Here is a 2,557-nt window from a genome sequence, read left to right on the forward strand (position 1 = left end):
ATTCAGCACCAACAATCAATCCATTCACAATTGCACCAAATAATCCTGCAATGTAAATATTTTTAATTTTATATACACCTAAACATGTAATTGCAGTAGCTAATGTTCCAAAACACATATCTGCCAATCCTAATGGTGACGGTAAATTAGCTAAAAAACAACCAATAATTAAACCTGGTATATATTTCTTGTTATAGAATGCTAGAAATATTAATATTTCAGAAATTCTAAATTGAATTCCTCCATAAGCAATACTTGAACATGCAATTGTTAGTGCTGCATAAACACAAGCAATCATAGCATTGATTGCAACTTCTTTAACTCCATTATTCATTTAAGTTCCTCCTCTTCTAAAATACAGTTAGAAGTCAGACATGAAAAAAGATGGCAGAGCCACCATTCTTTCATGTCCTTAGTTTTTTATACTGGGTTTGGCTCTCGAACCAGTGCAATCATTCTAGCATATCAAAATGATGTTTGCAACCTTAGATATGATATTCCCATCCATGATCACCATGATAAATCATACGTTTGCTCATACCTCCATCTACAACAAATGTTTCACCTGTGATAAACCCTGCATCTTCACTACATAAAAACATTACCATTCTAGCAATATCTATTGGCTTTCCTACTCTTCCTACTGGAATTGCAGTTTCATCTTCTTTAGAAAAACTTTCTGTATCATTGACATCAATCCATCCTGGAGCAATACAGTTTACTCGTACTTGCCCTGACAAAGAAATCGCCAAAGCATGTGTTAATGCAACAATACCACCTTTGGCACTTGTATATGATTCTGTATTTGGTTCGGATTGAAAAGCACGTGATGAAGCAATATTAATAATAGAACCCTTGTTTTTCTTTAATTCATCTTGACATTGCAAACTCAAATAATAAGGTGCTGTTACTCCAATAGATAATGATTTTTGAAATTCCTGGTAATTACATTGATTTAATAGTCCTTGGTGTGACACACAAGCATTATTCACAAGAACATCTATTCTTTCTAATTTCTCTTTAAAAAAACAAATAAATTGATTTAAATCATCTTATAAAGAAACATCACCATGAAAAAAGAAAACAGATTCACTTACCAATGACTTTCCATAATCTGCATTGATATCAATAAAACAGACCTTTGCTCCTTCTCTCACAAACTCTTCAATAATAGCTTTTCCAATACCATGACCTCCTCCAGTCACAACAACACCATAATTTTTATATATCATTAAATCACCATCCTTTCCAATATTTTATCATAGATAAGGGATAAAACAATTAATAGCTTTTAGCAAATAATTATAGATGAAATATTTGCTTTATGCTATAATAGTCACATGGAATAATCATAACGGTAGGTGGTTATGCTTTGGTCAATAGATAGAGATTGGAAACTCTGTTGATATAGATATCTCATTAGAGAAATTTGAAACAACGGAGGTGGTAAAACATGAGCGATTATGAAATGTTATCTTTAATGATGGCTATTATCGCAGTCATTGTCAAACTACTCCTTGAAATTATAAAAGGAAACAAAAAATAACTACCATGGTCCTAGGAAAACTTTGGTAGTTATTTTAACCATCAAATCCAAGGCATAACCGTCTACTGATTATTCCTTTCATTTATATTATAACCAATTTTTAATAAATATCAACCATTTTATGCAATAAGCAAATATATAATTTACATATTGATTCTAATTTTCAAAAATTATACAAGATATAACACTCTAACAAAGTAAATAAAAAACGTTTTTGCAACAAGAATTTATTTTTTATGATATTGTCTATTAATAGGCAACATTATGAATATAATGAATGTTATAACATCCTTTTGCTCTGATATTTATCCTGCTATATAAGCATCTTTAAATCCTTCCTGAATATTTCCACTCACAATAATGACATGTCCATAAAACATATCATCATCGTTATAGAACAATTCAAAGTCACCTTCTAGTGATACACACACTTCACTAATGACCATCCGTTTTGCAAAATCTTCATGAGTGATTTCTAAATCATTTTCCTCTGCCCATTCATTCGCTAACTCAGTTAATTCATCAGCTGCATATTCTCTTGCCTTTTGATCCCATACTTCACCGTTCGCCATTAATTCTTGGAAAGTTTTTAAAGTCTCATCAGCTGTTTCAATTCCTTCACCATCAGTATCTAAATGAATATAACATTCTTCATGATTCCAATTTCCTTCACCACTAAATATTCCTAATGATTTATCTAATATTAATTTTTGACAACCTTGAGGATGAATAGAAACTTCTTTTTGATATTCCTTTAAAACATCTTCTAATTGTGCATTATGACAATTCCTTTTTTTCACATCAACAAGCATAAGCCAATGACCTTTTTCAAAAGTATCATGTGTATATTCATTTTCATAGGGTAAAGATTCTCGAACTATAAGTTGATAGATTTTTTGACCTTTAAGATTATAAATCTTTTTACTACTGCGACATTCTTTATCATTGACTAACCATTCTATACCTATTTTCCCCTCAAACAATTCTCAACTTCTTACATCAATATACGCT

At 30.8% G+C, this 2,557-nt stretch carries 2 protein-coding genes, 1 pseudogene and 1 riboswitch; all 3 genes and pseudogenes read right to left on the bottom strand.

The annotated features are described in order from the left end of the window. A partial coding sequence (locus tag ACLR9T_RS13800; RefSeq protein WP_413110069.1) for a QueT transporter family protein occupies positions 1-334 on the bottom strand: 334 nt, incomplete at its 3' end. Positions 335-406: 72 nt separating this feature from the next. Further along, positions 407-453, bottom strand: a riboswitch (PreQ1 riboswitch). Between the two features lie 32 nt (positions 454-485). Then, a pseudogene (locus tag ACLR9T_RS13805) lies at positions 486-1,232 on the bottom strand (SDR family oxidoreductase). A 619-nt stretch (positions 1,233-1,851) separates the two neighbouring features. Then, a complete protein-coding gene (locus ACLR9T_RS13810) occupies positions 1,852-2,529 on the bottom strand; it encodes a DUF2262 domain-containing protein (protein WP_413110070.1) in 678 nt (225 codons plus the stop codon). Positions 2,530-2,557: the final 28 nt, after the last annotated feature.

This window comes from Thomasclavelia sp. (genome assembly GCF_047249845.1).
Taxonomy (GTDB): domain Bacteria; phylum Bacillota_I; class Bacilli_A; order Erysipelotrichales; family Coprobacillaceae; genus Thomasclavelia.